We start from the raw sequence: 16,113 nt of genomic DNA, 5'->3' as shown, positions 1-16,113 counted from the left end.
CTCACCGATCCGTGGAGTGTGCGAGGGGAGGTGTCGGGTCATCAATTTGCACCTGTTCACCGGGACGTGCGTGTTGCAGACCTTCGATCACAATGCGGTCGCCCGCCTTCAGGCCTTCGTTAACGATCCAGCGATCATTGATCACGCCGCCCAGTTGCACGGGCTGCTGTTTGACCTTGCTTTCAGCATCTACCAGCAGCACCTGCGCCACCCCCGCGCTGTCACGCAGAATGGCCCGTTGCGGCACGCTGATGCCTTGCTTGTTGACCGCCTGTTCCAGGCGCACGCGAACAAAGCTGCCCGGCAACAAGTCGCGGTCCGGGTTGGCAAACTCACTGCGCAGGATGATCTGCCCGGTGCTCGGGTCAACGCTGACATCGGTAAACAACAGTTTGCCCGGTACCGGGTAGAGGCTGCCGTTGTCGCGGATCAAGGTGACGCGTGCCTGATTCTTGCCAACCTGTTGCAAGTCCCCGGCGCGAAATGAGTCGCGCAGGTTGTCGAGGTCACGGGTTGATTGCATCAGGTCAACCTGAATCGGGTCCAGTTGTTGGATGCGCGCCAGCGGTGTCACTTCACCCTGGCCAACCAGTGCACCTTCGGTGACCAGCGCACGACCGATACGCCCGGAAATCGGTGCGGTCACGGTGGCATAACCCAGATTCAGTTTTGCCCGTTGCACAGCGGCCTTGTTGGCGGCGACTTCGGCCTGGGCCTGCAGCGATTGCGCGCGGGCATTGTCGTAGTCCTGACGGCTCACGGCATTGCTGTCGACCAAGGCGCTGTAACGCTGGTCTTGCAGTTTTGCCTGGAGGGCAAGTGCCTCGGATTTGCGCAGTGCTGCTTGCGCGCTGTCCAGATCGGCCTGCAACGGCGCAGGATCAATAATAAACAGCACGTCCCCTTGTTTGACTTCGCTGCCTTCTTCGAAAGCGCGCTTGAGGACGACGCCCGCCACTCGCGCGCTGACCTGCGCGACACGCGGCGCAACCACGCGGCCACTCAGTTCGTTATTGATCGACAGCGCTTGCGGGACGATGACTTCAGTGCTGACCTTGACCACAGGCGTCTTTTCTTCAGTGGCCGGAGTTTTACCGCAGGCACTCAAGGCTAAAGCCAGTGCCGAAAGACATAGCGGGACGAAGAGCTTTTTCAACGTTCGTGCCTTCTTATATATGCAGGGTAAGTCTGTAAAAGACCTTGGCATGCTAAGCGCAGCACGCAAAAGGCGTTGTGAAGCTGTGTAGGCGGTGTGTGAAAAAGTGTGAAGGTTCTGCTCCTATCCCTGAGAGGTTGTATATCCTTTGGGTTTTCCCCCGGTTGTAAGCATTTATTATGCCCACTATCTTGCTGGTCGAAGACGACGCCGCACTCTCCGAACTGATCGCCAGCTATCTGGAACGCAATGGTTACCAGGTCAATGTCATTGCGCGCGGTGACCAAGTGCGTGATCGAGCGCGAAACAACCCCCCGGATCTGGTGATTCTCGACCTGATGTTGCCGGGGCTGGATGGTTTGCAGGTCTGCCGATTGCTGCGCGCCGACTCCGAAAGCTTGCCGATCCTGATGTTGACTGCGCGCGACGATAGTCATGATCAGGTTCTGGGGCTAGAGATGGGGGCCGACGATTATGTGACAAAACCTTGCGACCCTCGCGTTCTGTTGGCGCGTGTACGCACTTTATTGCGGCGCAGCAGCCTGGCAGAGCCTCACGTCGCCAGTGACCGGATCCTGATGGGCAACCTGTGCATCGACTTGTCGGAACGCACAGTGACATGGCGCGGCGACATCATCGAACTGTCCAGCGGCGAATACAACCTCTTAGTGGTGTTGGCCCGGCATGCCGGCGAAGTACTGAGTCGTGACCAAATTCTGCAGCGTCTGCGCGGCATCGAATTCAATGGCACCGATCGTTCGGTTGACGTGGCCATTTCCAAATTGCGCCGCAAGTTCGACGATGACGCCGGTGAGGCCCGCAAAATCAAAACCGTGTGGGGCAAGGGTTACTTGTTCAGCCGCTCGGAATGGGAATGCTGATTCGTGTTCAAAATTCTCATCCGCCTGTACCTGGTGACCATCGTCACGTTCGCCGGGGCCATTTATCTGGTGCCGGAAATGATTGTGGCGGTGTTTCACGACCGCTTCATGAACTACAACGTTGATATGTCACGCGGCATGCAAGCCTTGCTGGTCAAGCAGTTTGACCAGGTGCCTGCGCTGCAGTGGCCCGCGCTGGCACAGGACCTTGATACCCAATTCGCGCCGCTGCGGATCAACCTGCTGCCCATTACCGACCCGCAGTTCAGCACCGCCGAGCAGCACCAGCTGCATCAGGGGCAGGGCGTGTTGCGCATCGGTGAGTGGGGCTGGCGCACGCGGGTGGTTTCACCGTTGAACGGCGAGCAGGCCATCGAACTGGTGATGCCGCCTGATCCGTTCGACCTGAACGTGCTGTATTGGAGCATCAACGTGTTGATTGGTGCGGCATTGCTCGCGGGCTTATTGCTGTGGCTACGCCCGCATTGGCGCGATCTTGAGCGCCTCAAGCGCACGGCAGCACGTATCGGTCAGGGGCAGCTTAGCGAGCGTACGCAGATATCCCCGCGCTCCAACATTTACAGCCTGGCCAGCGCTTTTGACACGATGGCCCAGGACATCGAGAACCTGCTCAACCAGCAGCGGGATTTGCTTAACGCAGTCTCACATGAGTTGCGTACCCCATTGACCCGCCTCGATTTTGGCTTGGCGCTGGCACTCTGTGACGACCTGCCGCCCGCCAGTCGAGAACGTTTGCAAGTGCTGGTCGGGCATATTCGCGAACTGGATGAATTGGTGCTGGAGTTGCTGTCGTTCAGCCGTCTGCAAAACCCGGCGCTGGTCCCTGAGCGCATCGAGGTGTCGTTGGCAGAGTTTATCGACAGCATCCTCGGCAGTTTTGACGAAGAGCTTGAAGCACCGGAAATCGTCCTCGACGTGATGCTGCACGGCACCGAAGAGCGTTTTGTACTCGACCCGCGGCTGACTGCCCGGGCCTTGCAAAACCTGTTGCGCAACGCCATGCGTTACTGCGATCGACGGATCCAGGTGGGGGTTAGCCTCAATGCCAAAGGCTGTTCGCTGTGGGTGGATGACGACGGCATCGGCATTCCCGAGCAAGAACGAGAACGCATCTTCGAGCCGTTTTATCGCCTGGACCGCAGCCGCGATCGGGCAACCGGTGGTTTTGGCCTGGGGTTGGCCATCAGCAGGCGAGCCCTGGAAGCCCAGGGCGGCACTTTGAATGTTGAGCAATCGCCGTTGGGCGGGGCGCGTTTCAAGCTGTGGTTACCAGTTTGACGCAACGTAGCGCGGGCGAACCCGCGCTTTGCCTCAGATCGAGCGGCGTTGCCGGCTCACGTGTTTCAAGCCTTCAAGCACCAGAACCGCAACGGCCAGCCATATAGGCCCATAGGTCAGCCATTGACCATCTTCCAGGCTATCGCCCAGCAACAGGGCGACGGCCACCAGCAACACCGGCTCAACGTAGCTGAGCAGGCCAAACAGGCTGAAGGGCAGCAAACGGCTGGCGAGAATATAAGAAAAGCCGGCGGCCGCACTGATGATCCCCATCAAGGGCACCAGCCAATACAGCGCCTGGCGTTGTGCATCGAGGTCTACATGCTGGCCTGCCAGCACAAACCACAGCGCAACCGGCACCATCAGCAGCATGTCCAGCCACAGACCGCCCAGGTTATCGATGCCGATTTTCTTGCGCAGCACGAAGTACATCGGGTAGCCGATGGCCACAACCAGTGTTGTCCAGGAGAACCCGCCGGTGCGGTACAACTCGTTCGCCACGCCAATCACGGCCAGGGCGGTGGCTATTTTCTGCAAATGCGAGAGATGCTCGCCGTAGACAATGCGCCCGGTGAGAATCATGGTCAGCGGCAGCAGAAAGTAACCCAACGACACATCCAGGCCGTGCCCGTTGAGCGGCCCCCACATAAACATCCATAGCTGCACGCCGACCAGAAAGCTGGTGACCAGTACGCAAGGAATTAGAAGAGGTTTGTCTCGTAAGCGATTGAAAATTATGGGAACCCATTTCCAATCACCAGAGAAGCAGATAAACAGAGTCATGAAGGGCAGCGAGATCAGTATTCGCCAGCCGAAGATTTCCTGGCCATCAAGCGGCCAAAGCAGGGAAGTGAAGTAGTACAGGACGCCAAACAAGCAGGAAGCCAAAATCGATAAAACAATACCTTTAGACACAACAACCTCAATGGATCTACAGCGTTACTCATGAGAGTGGGCACATAGATTGAGGTTGTTGGAGGTCGTTGGCAAATCCCTTTTAAACCAGTGACTTGGCTTAAGGACTTACAGAAAACGATCAAACTTTAAAAGTCCAAGCAAATACTGGGCCAAAGTCGTTTTAAACGAGCGTTCGTGTTTTCTGAAAAAGTGATTAACGGTAGTTTGGGCAGCATCCGGGCAGGCTCAAACGCTACACAGATCGACGTTGGCGCACCAAATGTTTGAACCCTTCGAAGATCAGCACCATCACCGCCAGCCAGATCGGGATGTACGTCAGCCATTGGCCTGAGCTGATGCTTTCGCCCAGCAGCAGGGCGACAAGGACCAACAACACCGGTTCAACATAACTGAGCAAGCCAAACAGGCTGAACGGTAGCATCCGGCTGGCAATGATGTAGCTGATCAAGGCCAGCGCACTGATGCCGCCCAGAATCGGGATTAGCACATACAGTGCTGCTCGCTCGCTGGCCACGTCGAAACCGTGTTCGCCGCTTTGCACGAACCACCAGGCAATCGGGATCAGCAACAGCATGTCAAACCACAAACCGCCGAGGTTGTCGGTCGCCATGCGTTTGCGCAGCACGAAATACACCGGGTAACCAATGGCCACCAGCAGCGTGGTCCATGAGAACCCGCCCACGCGATAGACCTCGTTGGCCACACCGATGGTGGCCAGGGCAGCAGCGATTTTTTGCAAGTGCGACAAGTGCTCGCCAAACACGATGCGCGCGGTCAGCAGCATGGTCAGCGGCAGCAAAAAGTACCCCAGCGACACATCCAGGCTATGCCCGTTAAGCGGCGCCCACAGGAACAGCCAGAGTTGCACCCCAACCAGCGCGCTGGATGCCGCCAGCACGCCCCACAACCGAGGCTGCTTGCGCAGGCGGGAGAAGATCACCGGGACGTGTCGCCAGTCACCCGAGAAAAACATGAACAGCGTCATGCATGGCAGCGTCAGAAGCATCCGCCAACCGAATATCTCAGCCCCGCTCAGGGGCCACAGCATGGACGTGTAGTAATACATGACACCGAACAGGCTCGATGCCAGAACCGATAAAACAATACCTTTGGACACAACAGCCTCGTTGAAACGCACTTTATGATTTTTAGGAAGTGCATAGCTTGAGGCTATGGAAGGTGCAGGGCAATAACATAAAGGAGGTAGGGGTTTGTTCCCGCAGGGTTAACCGATTCAGTCGCGGTAAAACACTTGCACCAGGTGATAGCCAAATTTGCTCTTCACCGGGCCGTGCACCACGCGCAGCGGCTTTTTGAAGATGATCTGATCAATCACCCCGACCATCTGCCCCGGACGCACTTCGCCCAAGTCACCCCCGCGCTTGCCTGACGGGCAGGTCGAGAACTTTTTTGCCAGCACATCGAAGGCTTCGCCTTTGGCAATGCGCTGCTTGAGCGACTCGGCTTCTTCGGCGGTCTTGACCAGAATGTGGCGGGCTTGAGCTTTCATGGGGCAGATACCTTGCAACTGTGGGGCTTTTTACGAGGGCGCGGATTATGCCTGAGTTTTCTCCAGGTAGCGCGGCAAGTGCAAGCGCACGCGGGTGCCGGAGCCACTTTCGCTGATGATGCTGACGTGCCCGCCGGACTGCTGGGCAAAGCCGTAGATCATCGACAGGCCCAGACCGGTGCCTTGGCCCACCGGCTTGGTGGTAAAGAACGGGTCAAAGGCCTTGGCAAGAATTTGCGGAGTCATGCCCGCACCGTTGTCGCTGACTTCAAACATCACATACTCACCGGCCTTGATCGGCTCAAGCGTGCTGGACTGGCTGTCTGTGAGGTAGGTGTTGGCGGTACGCACGACCAACTCGCCGCCGTCTGGCATGGCGTCCCGGGCATTGATAATCAGGTTGAGCAGGGCGCTTTCGAGCTGGCCGCTGTCTGTGTTCACGGCCCAGACGTCTTCGCCCAGTTCAACGTGCAAATCAATATTGGCCCCTTTGGTACTGCTGAACAGCGCTTGCAGTGAGCTGACCAGTTGGTTGGGGTCCAGCGGCCTGCGGTCCAGTGATTGGCGCCTGGAAAACGACAGCAATCGGTGCGTCAGGGCCGCTGCACGCTGTGCCGAAGACACCGCTGCGTCGGTAAAACGACCCACTTCAGTGATCCGACCGGCCGCGATATAACGCTTCATCAAGTCCAGGCTGCCGAGAATCCCGGTGAGCATATTGTTGAAGTCGTGGGCGATACCACCGGTTAACTGGCCCACGGCTTCCATTTTCTGGGCATGCCGCAAAGCTTCTTCGGCCCGTTCACGCTCGTGCATCTCACGTTGCAGTTGCGCGTTGGCTTCGGCCAATGCCTGGGTGCGCTGCGCAACGCGCTCCTCAAGGGTTTCATTGAGGTTGAGCAGCGCTTGTTCGGTTTTTTTACGCTCGGTGATGTCCAGCGCCGCGCCCATAAAGCGTTGAGCACTGCCTGGGCCGCCGGAAAAACAACGGCCCCGGGCAAAAATCCAGCGCACCTTGCCGTCCAGGTTCTGCAGGCGATATTCCTGAGCGTACTCGCCGTTACGGGTCACGCAGTCCTTGATCGTACGGGTCAGCAGTGCGCGGTCATCAGGGTGCACGCCTTGCAGGTAGGCGGTGATCGGCAATTGCCCGGAAAGCTGCGGCTCGATGCCGTGCATTTGCGCGAAGCGGCTATCGGTCACAAACAGGTCCTGGTCAATGTTCCAGTCCCAGGTGCCGACGCCGTTGGTGGCGGTCAGTGCCAATTGCAGACGCTCTTCAGTGTCATGCTGGGCTTTGCGGCTGGCCAGCGAGCGTTGGCGCAACTTGATGGCGGTGCGCCTGCGGCGCGAGGTCTTGACTGCCGTCATCAGGATGCCCGCCACGTTGCCTTGCTCGTCGTGAATCGGGCTAAAGGTCAGGTCCAGCCACAGTTCGGTGGCGTGCTTCTGGTCCGGATAAAGGAAGTACTGGTCCAGGTACGAGCGGCTTTGCCCGGCCCGTACCGAGGCAATCACCGGTCGACTGAACTCTGCGTATTCCGGCCAGCTGAAATGCAGCGGCTGAGCAAAGCCTGCCGGGTGCTTGTTGCCCGCCAGTGCGGCAAAACTGTCGTTGTAGATTTGCGTCAGTTCTTCGCCCCACAGCAACAACATTGGCATGGGTGAGTGCATGACCATTTGCGCACTGGTGCGCAGGCTTTGCGGCCAGTCAGTGATCTGGCCCAAAGGGCTGCGTGCCAACGCCGTGAGTTGGCGGGTGGTAAAAACGGCGCTCATGGATAAGTCCCGAGTGTGAAGCTAAAAGAAGTGTATTTAATGCCGGATAGCGGCTAAAGGCTATTAATGATCTTGAAAAGCCCGTGCTTGAGCGTGCGACTAAGGTCCAATGAGTGTCGAGCTTAGCCTTTCGTACAATTGCGCCCCGTTTTTACAGGCAAGGGATTCGCTTCGGTATTTCACCGCAGGTGCGACGTCCCTTGTTTTTGTTGCGCGAAAGATTCGCTGCTGGAGCATGGTCATGGTTCATCCTTTTTCATCGTTGAAGCAAAGCCGCATGGCGCGTATGAGTGCACTGGCCGTGTGTGCCGGTTTCGCTGCCCAGACGCAGGCCGGCGGTTTTTTTGAAGACAGCAGCGGCTCGCTGGAGTCGCGCACGGTGTACTTCAATCGCGACTTCCGCGATGGCAGCAGTTCAAGCCCTCAAGGCGCTTCCAAGCGCGATGAGACGGCGCAAGGCTTTATCCTCAACCTGCAATCGGGCTACACCGAAGGCACCGTCGGTTTTGGCCTCGATGCGCTGGGCATGCTGGGGATCAAGTTGGACTCCAGCCCGGCCAACAGTAACAGCGGCCTGCTGCCTTCGACCGGCAGCGATCCGCGTCGTTCCAAAGATCAATACGCCAAAGGTGGCCTGACCGCCAAAATGCGTGTTTCCAAGACCGTGCTCAAGTACGGCACCTTGCTGCCTGACCTGCCGTTGCTCAAGTACAACGACGGCCGTTTGCTGCCCAACATCTTCAACGGCGCGATGCTGGAGTCTCAGGAAATCAAAGACCTGAAGTTCATGGCTTCGCGTCTGGACCGCTACACCGCGCGGGACTCCACCGACTCCCAGGACCTGCGGCTGAACTGCAAAAACAAGCGTTATGCCTGCAACATCACGGCTGACCATTTCACGATGTACGGCCTCGATTACAAGGTTAACGAGCAACTGACGGCGCAGTACCACTACGCTGAGCTGCAAGACATTTACCGTCAGCAGTTCATTGGCCTGTTGGCCAAGCAGCCGATGGGGCCGGGTGTACTGGCCGCCGATGTGCGCTTGCTGAAAAGCGATGACAGCGGCTCGTCCAGAGCCGGGACCATCGATAACCGTGCCTTTGGCACCTTGCTGTCGTACACGTTGGGCGGTCATAAGTTCGGTGCCGGTTGGCAGACCCTGAACGGCAAGACCTCAATGCCGTACCTGGATGGGACCAACCCTTACCTGGTCAACTATGTTCAGGTCAACGACTTTGCCAACGCGCAAGAGCGCTCGTGGCAACTGCGTTACGACTACGACTTTAAAGCCATGGGCATCGACGGTTTGTCCTTCATGACCCGATACGTGAACGGCGACAACATCAAAGTGGTTGGCCGCAACGAAGAAGGCAAAGAGTGGGAACGCGACAGCGAGCTCAAATACGTGGTGCAGAGCGGCCTGTTCAAAGACGTCAGCGTGCGCTTCAGAAATGCGACCTACCGCACCAACTACTCAAAATTCGCCCGCGACGTCGACGAAACACGACTGATCGTCGCCTATAACCTGTCGATCTGGTAACCATCCCCCTTGTAGGAGCGAGCTTTTAAAGATCAAAAGATCGCGAGGCAAGCTCGCTCCTACAAGAGATGTCTTAATCCAATTGGTGCCTGTACGGCAAATCCGGCCCGGTTTTGCTGCAGGTCAGTGCCGCCGCACGGCATGCAAAATCGAGCAGGGCGGCGATGTCCGCTTTGCTCAACTGCTGCAAACCTTCGATTGAATCCCGTTGCTGCTCGGTCAGCCAGGCAATGACCGCAGCCTGAAAGGTGTCACCGGCGCCCACGGTATCGGCCACGGTCACCGACTGCGCTGGCAGCGAATACTGCCCGTGTTCGCGACTTAACACGCTTGCGCCTTCTGCGCCCCGAGTCAAAAACACTAACTGACAACGCTGACTCAACCAGGATTGCGCGATCTGCTGCGGGTCTTGTCCCGGATACAGCAACTCAAGGTCTTCATCGCTGACTTTTATCAGGTCGGCATAGGGGATCAGTTGTTTGATCCGCTGGCGCCACACCTCGATATCAGGCTCAGGGTTGAGCCGCACGTTCGGGTCAAGGCTGATCAGGCGCTTGCCGCTTTCACGTTGCACCAAGGCCAGCAACGTATCGGCAATCGGTTGCACCACCAGCGAGAACGAGCCGACGTGTACTCCACGTATCAGCGGCCCCAACGTTGGCAGGTGCTGCACGTGCAGTTGCCGGTCGGCACAGCCTTCACCGCGAAAGCTGTAGTTGGGCACGCCATTGGCATCCAGCGCGACCATGGCCAGGGTGGTGGGTGCATCGATCTCCCACCAATACTGATCCGTCACGCCTTCGTTGAGCAGGACCTGTTTCAGGCGTTTGCCCAGATAGTCCGTGGAAAGCCCGGCAAACAACCCGGCTTCTACGCCCAGTCGACGCAAGCCCACGGCCACGTTGAAGGGCGAACCACCGGCAATCGCATTAAAGCCGACTTTATTCGGCAAGCCGGCCGTGTCCGCCTGGGCAAAAAAATCAAATAACGCTTCACCGCATACCAGGTACATAAGTCTCACTCGGTTAAGGCGCTTACCTGCTCTCGGTAGCGCTGATAAGCCTGTTCATAGGCGAGGACATGGGTCGGGACGGGGTCTGTCTGGCTGTTTGACTCTAGCCGCACGCAACGTTGGCAGAGGTCTTCAAGGGTCTCGGCACCTGCGCTGACACACCATGCCGCCTGAATGGCGGCCCCCAGTGCCGCCGCTTCGCTTTGCTCGGTACAGACCACCGGGGTGTTCATGATGTCGGCCACCATCTGGCGCCACAGTGCGCTTTTGGAGCCGCCGCCAACCAGGCGGATGGCCTGGCTTTGCAGGCCGTTACGGCGCAATAAATCCAGACCGTAACGCAAACCAAAGGTGGTGCCTTCGATGGCGGCGCGGCACAGATTGGCCTGGGTCATATTGGTCAGGGTCAAGCCCTGAACACTGCCGGTGGCATGGGGCAGGGCGGGCACCCGTTCACCGTTCAAAAACGGCAGCATGCTGACCCCGTCGGCGCCAATCGGGGCTTGGCTGGCCAGCGTGTTAAAGGCCTCGACGGACAACCCGAACAATTCACGAACAGCGCTGGTGGCGTTGGTCAGGTTGAGAGTACAAATCAGCGGCAGCCAGCCGCCGCTGGAGGAACAAAAGCTCGCCACCGAGGCATCCGGGCTGATCTGCGCTTGCGCATTAAATGCGTACACGGTGCCCGACGAGCCGAGGCTCATGGTGATGATCCCCGGGCTGATATTGCCCGTACCGATGGCGCCCAGCATGTTGTCGCCGCCTCCGCTGGACACCACGGCATTCGGGTTGAGGCCCAGCAAGTGGGCGACGTGCGGGCGCAGTGTGCCGACCGCTTGATGGGGTTCCAGCAACTGCGGCAGTGCCTGTTCCAGACGCCCGCTGGGGTCGATGTGGCGCAAGATGTCGAGGTCCCACTGGCGGGTTCGCACATTGAAATAACCGGTGCCGGAAGCGTCGCCATATTCACTGCAATAGCGCCCCGTCAGCCAGAAATTCAGGTAATCGTGGGGCAGCAAAATATGCGCGGTCTGTTCAAGTACCTGCGGATGGTGACGGCGTGTCCAGAGCAGTTTGGACACGGTATATCCCGGTGCAATCACCAGCCCCAAGCGCTCGAGCGCCCCGGCATCACCGCCCAGCCAGACCAGCAGTTGTTGGTTTTCGGGGCTGGACTCGGTGTCACACCAGAGTTTGGCCGGGCGCAGGACATTACCGTCTGCGTCGAGCAATACCAGCCCGTGCTGTTGGCCGCTGACGCCGATGCCTTGAATCTGCAGGCCGCTGACCCCGGCGTTGTTCAGGGCCTGGCGGGTGGCGATCTGCAAGGCCTCTAGCCATTGCCCGGTGTCTTGCTCGCGACGCCCGTTTTCGCCCTGGATTAATGTATGTGCGGCAGCCCCCAACCCCAGCACCTGGCCGGACTGGCTGTCGAGGACCAGGGCTTTGGTGCCCTGGGTGCCGCAATCGATGCCCAGATATAGATGTTTCATAGAAGCTTGGCCTTGCAGTACGTGTGATCGCGGACGAGGGTGGGGGGGATAGGCGCTTTTACAGCCGCGCCAGACTCTCCAGCGTCCCGCTCACGCCCACTTCACGCAAACTGTTGAGGCACCACTCAAAGGCCGCCACAAACTCGGCCGACTGCGGGATCACCGTGCCAAAAATCTCCTCAGCCCCCAGCAGGCGCTGCACGATCAGTTCGTCATCAGCCACCAACGCCTGGCAGAACTCTGCGCGCGGGTCCGGAATGGCATAGGTTTGCCCGGTTTCATCAACCCCCTTGAGGTACAACGCCCACGCCGCGACCACCAGGGCGGCACGCTTCAATTCAGCGCCGTCGGCAATCAGGCGATTGATCGTCGGCACGGTGAATTTGGGGAATTTCGACGAGCCGTCAGAGCACACGCGCTCCAATTGGTCGGCAATCGCCTGATTGGAGAAGCGCTGCACCAGCGTGTTTTTGTAGGTCGTAAGGTCAATGCCCGGCACGGGGGCGAGTTGCGGGGTGACGTCTTCGTCCATGTAGGCGCGCATGTACGCCACAAACAGCGGGTCGTTCATGGTGTCGTGGACGAAGCGATAACCCTTCAAAAAGCCCAGGTATGTCAGCGCCAGATGGCTGCCGTTGAGCAGTTTGATCTTCATTTCTTCATAGGGCGTGACGTCGTCGGTGAGCTGCACGCCCACCGTTTCCCAGGCGGGGCGGCCGTTGTTGAACTTGTCCTCCAGCACCCATTGAATAAACGGCTCGCACACCACCGGCCAGGCATCGTCGATGCCCAACTGGTCGTGCAGTTGCAAACGGTGGGCGTTGCTGGTCATGGGCGTAATGCGATCGACCATTGCATTGGGGAAGCTGACGTTGGCGGCGATCCAGTCGTGCAAATCCGGGTCGCTCAACGCGGCGAAGGCCAGCAGGGCTTTACGGGCCACATTGCCGTTATGCGGCAGGTTATCGCACGACATTACGGTAAAGGCCGGGGTGTGGTTGGCGCGGCGTTGGGCGAGGGCGGCACACAACACGCCAAACACCGTGCGCGGTGCGTGCGGCTGGGCCAGGTCCTGCTGAATCTGCGGCAGATGAGCCATAAATTCGCCGGTGCTGTCGTCGATGCAGTAGCCACCTTCGGTGATGGTCAGCGAGACGATGCGGATGTGCGGGCTGGCCAGTTTGTCGATCACCGCCTGGATGCTGTCTTCGGCCAGCAGCATGTTGCTGATCGAGCCGATGATGCGGCTTTGCGTGTCGTCGCTGTCGCCCAGTTCGAACAAGGTATAGAGGTAGTCCTGGCCTGCCAGGTCATCACGCACTTTACGGTCTTCGGGGCGCAGGCCGATGCCGCAGATGCTCCAGTCCAGATCGCGCCCTTCATTCATTAGCGCATCGGTATAAAACGCCTGATGCGCGCGGTGAAAGCCGCCGACCCCGAAATGCGCGATGCCGTGCTGCGTGTCGCTGTCGAGGTAGGTTGGCTTGGCCACTTGTGAGGTCAGGTTGTCGAGGTTACGACGGTTCAATTTCATGGGTGCGATCTCAAAAAAAGCGCGTCAGAGTCAGGCAGCAGCACGCAAGGAACGGCTTATGGCCAGCCCTTGGGCATCAAATAAATGGCAATGTTCACTGTCCAGATGCAGGTGCAATTGCTCGCCGTACTGGCTCGCCATATCACCGCGAATACGCATGGTCAGGGGTTCGCCACAGGCAGTGATCACATGGCAATAGGTGTCGCTGCCCAGGCGCTCACCGACGTCAGCGGTGACCGTCAGGGTGCAGTCCCCGGGCTTGGCCAGGTTCAGGTGCTCGGGGCGAATGCCCAGTGTCACCTCACTGCCCAGGCTCAGCGAAGGGCCGATTAAAGGCAGTTGAATGCGCGTGCCCGCATCCAGCGCGACTTCGCAGCCCTGGCTATCGAGGCGGCTGATTTTGCCTTTCAAAAAGCCCATTTTCGGCGTGCCGAGAAAGCCTGCGACAAACAGGTTGACCGGGTGGTGATACAGCTCCAGCGGCGAGCCGACCTGTTCGATTTTACCGGCGTTGAGCACCACCACCTTATCGGCCAGGGTCATGGCTTCGACCTGATCGTGGGTCACGTAAATCATGGTGGCTTGCAGTTCTTGATGCAGGCGCGCCAGTTCCAGGCGCATTTGCACTCGCAGTGCCGCATCCAGGTTGGACAGCGGTTCGTCAAACAGGAAAATCTTCGGGTTGCGCACAATCGCCCGGCCAATGGCCACGCGCTGGCGTTGCCCGCCAGATAACTGCTTGGGCTTGCGCTCAAGTAAGGGCGCCAGTTCAAGGATGCGCGCCGCTTCGTTGACCTTTTTCTCGACGTCGGCTTTGGGCACGCCCGCCAGATCCAGCGCAAACGACATGTTCTTGCGCACGGTCATGTGCGGGTACAGCGCGTAGGTCTGGAACACCATCGCCAGGTCACGCTTGGCCGGGCTGACTTCGGTGATGTCACGTCCGTCCAGGGAGATGGTCCCGCCGGTGACTTCTTCAAGCCCGGCAATCAGGCGCAGCAGGGTCGATTTACCGCAGCCCGACGGGCCGACAAACACCACGAATTCCCGGTCATTCACTTCAAGGTCAATGCCCTTGATGATCGACAGCCCTTCGAAACCTTTTTGCAAATTCTTGATTTTCAGGTTGGCCATGATGAGCCTCCAGTCGTTATTTTTATTTAACAGCGCCGAAAGACAAGCCGCGCACCAGTTGCTTCTGGCAGATCCAGCCGAAAATCAGAATCGGCGCGCAGGCCAGGGTCGAGACGGCCGATAATTTGGCCCAGAACAACCCTTCAGGGCTTGAATAAGAGGCGATCAGGGCGGTCAGCGGAGCAGCGCTGGAGGATGTGAGGTTCAGCGACCAGAACGCCTCGTTCCAACACAGAATCAGCGACAGCAACAAGGTCGACGCCAGGCCACCCTTGCTGATGGGCAGCAGCACGCGAATCACCTCTTGCCACAGGGTGGCGCCGTCCAGCCGGGCGGCTTCGAGGATGTCTTTGGGGATGTCCTTGAAGTAGGTGTAAATCATCCAGACCACAATCGGCAGGTTGATCAAGGTGTAGATAATGATCAGCGCGACGCGGGTGTCGAGCAGGCCGAAAGTTTTGGCCAACAGGTAAATCGGCATCAGCACGCCCACCGGCGGCAACATCTTGGTGGAGAGCATCCACAGCAGCGTGCCTTTGGTGCGCTTGGTCTCGTAGAACGCCATGGAGTAGGCGGCCGGGATCGCGATCAACATGCACAGCAGGGTCGCGGTGAACGAGATCACCACCGAGTTCCAGGCAAAGTGAAAGTAGCCACTGCGCTGCTCAATGTGCAGGTAGTTTTCCAGGGTCGGGGTGAAGATAAACTGCGGCGGCGAGGCAAACGCGTCGAGTTCGGTCTTGAAGCTGGTCAGCACCATCCAGAAGATCGGGAAGAAAATCAGGATCGCGATGGCCCAGGCCAGGGTGCCGAGCAGCACGCTTTGCAGACGGCGGGATTGTTGGAGTGTCATCACGTGATCCTCACGACTTGTCTGTCAGGTTTTTGCCCAACATGCGCACCAGAATAATGGCCGCGATGTTGGCGATGACCACAGCGATCAACCCACCGGCCGACGCCATACCGACGTCGAACTGCACCAATGCCTGGTTGTAGATCAGGTAGGCAAGGTTGGTCGAGGCGTAGCCGGGGCCGCCGTTAGTGGTGGTGAAGATTTCGGCGAACACCGACAGCAGGAAGATGGTTTCAATCATCACCACCACGGCAATCGGGCGAGCCAGATGCGGCAGGGTCAGGTGCCAGAAAATCGCAATCGGCCCCGCGCCATCGAGGCGAGCGGCTTCTTTTTGCTCCTGGTCCAGCGACTGCATGGCGGTCATCAGGATCAAAATGGCGAACGGTAACCACTGCCACGAAACAATGATGATGATCGACAGCAGCGGGTAATGCGCCAGCCAGTCAATCGGCTGGGCGCCGAAGAACTTCCAGACGGCCGCGAGAATCCCGGATACCGGATGAAAAATCAGGTTCTTCCAGATCAGCGCGCCCACCGTGGGCATGATGAAAAAGGGTGAAATGAGCAATATCCGGACAATGCCGCGGCCCATGAACTCAGTGGCTTCCAGCAGGGCACTGATCAACACGCCGAAGACCACGCTGATCAACAACACGCTGCCGACCAGCAGCAAGGTGTTAGTGGCCCCCGGCAAGAAACCCGAGTCGGTCAAGAAGTAGGTGAAGTTTTCCAGCCCGACAAACTGGTTTTCGCCGGGGTAGAGCAAGTTGTAGCGGATCAGCGAAAAGTACAGGGTCATGCCCAGCGGCACGATCATCCACAGCAGCAACAGCGCCACGGAGGGTGAGACCAGAAACCAGCCGGGATTGAGCAGCCGTGATTTACGCACCTGCGGCGGGGCGTCAATCGCTGTCGTAACAGTCGAAGTTGTCATGGTAAATACCTGAAAAATAACGCAAAGCGTTTGTGGGAGCGGGCTTGCTCGCGATCGCATCACC

Annotated in this window: 14 protein-coding genes; 3 read left to right on the top strand and 11 right to left on the bottom strand. The window is 58.5% G+C overall.

Features of this window, described 5'->3' with window-relative positions:
* Position 1 precedes the first annotated feature (1 nt).
* A complete protein-coding gene (locus TU84_RS18965) occupies positions 2 to 1,207 on the bottom strand; it encodes an efflux RND transporter periplasmic adaptor subunit (RefSeq protein WP_174479339.1) in 1,206 nt (401 codons plus the stop codon).
* A gap of 128 nt (positions 1,208 to 1,335) precedes the next feature.
* On the opposite strand from TU84_RS18965, the gene TU84_RS18960 reads away from it, so the two are divergent.
* Positions 1,336 to 2,037, top strand: a complete 702-nt coding sequence (locus TU84_RS18960) for a response regulator transcription factor (protein WP_048371735.1) — start codon at positions 1,336 to 1,338, stop codon at positions 2,035 to 2,037.
* Positions 2,038 to 2,040: 3 nt separating this feature from the next.
* The gene (locus tag TU84_RS18955; protein WP_048371733.1) at positions 2,041 to 3,336 is read left to right on the top strand and encodes an ATP-binding protein; all 1,296 of its coding nucleotides are present in this window, start codon (positions 2,041 to 2,043) and stop codon (positions 3,334 to 3,336) included.
* A 33-nt stretch (positions 3,337 to 3,369) separates the two neighbouring features.
* Here the strand turns inward: TU84_RS18955 and rarD (TU84_RS18950) are convergent, their stop codons facing one another.
* From rarD (TU84_RS18950) to TU84_RS25275, 4 genes are all read right to left on the bottom strand, one after another.
* Entirely contained in the window at positions 3,370 to 4,251 is an 882-nt protein-coding gene (gene rarD, locus TU84_RS18950) for an EamA family transporter RarD (RefSeq protein ID WP_048371732.1), read from the bottom strand.
* A gap of 235 nt (positions 4,252 to 4,486) precedes the next feature.
* Positions 4,487 to 5,371 carry an EamA family transporter RarD gene (gene rarD / locus TU84_RS18945; RefSeq protein ID WP_048371730.1) on the bottom strand — a complete coding sequence of 295 codons (885 nt, stop codon included), beginning with the start codon at positions 5,369 to 5,371 and terminating at the stop codon, positions 4,487 to 4,489.
* Between the two features lie 117 nt (positions 5,372 to 5,488).
* Positions 5,489 to 5,764: a peptidylprolyl isomerase gene (locus TU84_RS18940; RefSeq protein ID WP_019409622.1), complete on the bottom strand. Its 276-nt coding sequence runs from the start codon at positions 5,762 to 5,764 to the stop codon at positions 5,489 to 5,491.
* A 45-nt stretch (positions 5,765 to 5,809) separates the two neighbouring features.
* On the bottom strand, positions 5,810 to 7,543 hold the full coding sequence (locus TU84_RS25275) for an ATP-binding protein (RefSeq protein WP_048371728.1): 1,734 nt from the start codon (positions 7,541 to 7,543) through the stop codon (positions 5,810 to 5,812).
* A 241-nt stretch (positions 7,544 to 7,784) separates the two neighbouring features.
* On the opposite strand from TU84_RS25275, the gene TU84_RS18930 reads away from it, so the two are divergent.
* Entirely contained in the window at positions 7,785 to 9,086 is a 1,302-nt protein-coding gene (locus tag TU84_RS18930) for an OprD family porin (protein ID WP_048371726.1), read from the top strand.
* Between the two features lie 73 nt (positions 9,087 to 9,159).
* On the opposite strand, the gene TU84_RS18925 is transcribed toward TU84_RS18930, so the two are convergent.
* From TU84_RS18925 to TU84_RS18900, 6 genes are read right to left on the bottom strand one after another with little or no spacing between them, the layout of a single operon-like run.
* Positions 9,160 to 10,098 (bottom strand): carbohydrate kinase family protein, encoded by a 939-nt coding sequence (locus TU84_RS18925; RefSeq protein WP_048371723.1) that lies wholly within the window; start codon positions 10,096 to 10,098, stop codon positions 9,160 to 9,162.
* Positions 10,099 to 10,103: 5 nt separating this feature from the next.
* Positions 10,104 to 11,591 carry a xylulokinase gene (xylB, locus tag TU84_RS18920; RefSeq protein ID WP_048371721.1) on the bottom strand — a complete coding sequence of 496 codons (1,488 nt, stop codon included), beginning with the start codon at positions 11,589 to 11,591 and terminating at the stop codon, positions 10,104 to 10,106.
* Positions 11,592 to 11,649: 58 nt separating this feature from the next.
* Positions 11,650 to 13,125, bottom strand: coding sequence for a mannitol dehydrogenase family protein (locus tag TU84_RS18915; protein ID WP_048371719.1), 1,476 nt, complete (start codon positions 13,123 to 13,125; stop codon positions 11,650 to 11,652).
* Positions 13,126 to 13,155: 30 nt separating this feature from the next.
* A complete protein-coding gene (locus TU84_RS18910) occupies positions 13,156 to 14,259 on the bottom strand; it encodes an ABC transporter ATP-binding protein (RefSeq protein ID WP_048371717.1) in 1,104 nt (367 codons plus the stop codon).
* Positions 14,260 to 14,281: 22 nt separating this feature from the next.
* Positions 14,282 to 15,115 carry a carbohydrate ABC transporter permease gene (locus TU84_RS18905; RefSeq protein ID WP_048371715.1) on the bottom strand — a complete coding sequence of 278 codons (834 nt, stop codon included), beginning with the start codon at positions 15,113 to 15,115 and terminating at the stop codon, positions 14,282 to 14,284.
* A 7-nt stretch (positions 15,116 to 15,122) separates the two neighbouring features.
* A complete protein-coding gene (locus TU84_RS18900) occupies positions 15,123 to 16,049 on the bottom strand; it encodes a carbohydrate ABC transporter permease (protein ID WP_048371714.1) in 927 nt (308 codons plus the stop codon).
* Positions 16,050 to 16,113 lie beyond the last annotated feature (64 nt).

The organism is Pseudomonas helleri (assembly GCF_001043025.1).
Lineage (GTDB): Bacteria > Pseudomonadota > Gammaproteobacteria > Pseudomonadales > Pseudomonadaceae > Aquipseudomonas > Aquipseudomonas helleri.
This window is presented reverse-complemented; position numbering and strand designations above follow the sequence as displayed.

Bases quoted from the DNA above. Each gene is read 5' to 3' on its own strand.
- TU84_RS25275 (WP_048371728.1), bottom strand. From the start codon at position 7,543: ATGAGCGCCGTTTTTACCACCCGCCAACTCACGGCGTTGGCACGCAGC.
- TU84_RS18900 (WP_048371714.1), bottom strand. From the start codon at position 16,049: ATGACAACTTCGACTGTTACGACAGCGATTGACGCCCCGCCGCAGGTG.
- TU84_RS18910 (WP_048371717.1), bottom strand. From the start codon at position 14,259: ATGGCCAACCTGAAAATCAAGAATTTGCAAAAAGGTTTCGAAGGGCTG.
- xylB (WP_048371721.1), bottom strand. From the start codon at position 11,591: ATGAAACATCTATATCTGGGCATCGATTGCGGCACCCAGGGCACCAAA.
- TU84_RS18940 (WP_019409622.1), bottom strand. From the start codon at position 5,764: ATGAAAGCTCAAGCCCGCCACATTCTGGTCAAGACCGCCGAAGAAGCC.
- TU84_RS18925 (WP_048371723.1), bottom strand. From the start codon at position 10,098: ATGTACCTGGTATGCGGTGAAGCGTTATTTGATTTTTTTGCCCAGGCG.
- TU84_RS18960 (WP_048371735.1), top strand. From the start codon at position 1,336: ATGCCCACTATCTTGCTGGTCGAAGACGACGCCGCACTCTCCGAACTG.
- TU84_RS18930 (WP_048371726.1), top strand. From the start codon at position 7,785: ATGGTTCATCCTTTTTCATCGTTGAAGCAAAGCCGCATGGCGCGTATG.
- TU84_RS18965 (WP_174479339.1), bottom strand. From the start codon at position 1,207: ATGCCAAGGTCTTTTACAGACTTACCCTGCATATATAAGAAGGCACGA.
- TU84_RS18915 (WP_048371719.1), bottom strand. From the start codon at position 13,125: ATGAAATTGAACCGTCGTAACCTCGACAACCTGACCTCACAAGTGGCC.